At 64.5% G+C, this 214-nt stretch carries 1 protein-coding gene; it reads right to left on the bottom strand.

Going from position 1 to position 214, the window contains the following annotated elements:
• Positions 1-214: histidine kinase dimerization/phospho-acceptor domain-containing protein (locus IO39_RS43830; protein WP_043638084.1), on the bottom strand; the 214-nt coding region annotated here is incomplete at both ends.

The following is a 214-nucleotide window of genomic DNA, read 5'->3' as shown; positions in this document are numbered from 1 at the left end:
GATGTCCATCTTGCCCGCCTCGACCTTGGACAGGTCGAGGATGTCGTTGATGAGCTGCAGCAGGTCGGAGCCGGCCGAGTGGATGATGCCGGCGTACTCGACCTGCTTCGGGGTGAGGTTGCGGGTGTGGTTCTGGGCCAGGAGCTGGGCCAGGATGAGCAGCGAGTTGAGCGGGGTGCGCAGCTCGTGGCTCATGTTGGCGAGGAACTCGCTC

Source organism: Nonomuraea candida (genome assembly GCF_000725485.1).
Taxonomy (GTDB): domain Bacteria; phylum Actinomycetota; class Actinomycetes; order Streptosporangiales; family Streptosporangiaceae; genus Nonomuraea; species Nonomuraea candida.
Note: the sequence above shows the minus strand (reverse complement) of the source record. Positions and strands in the feature narration are given on the sequence as shown.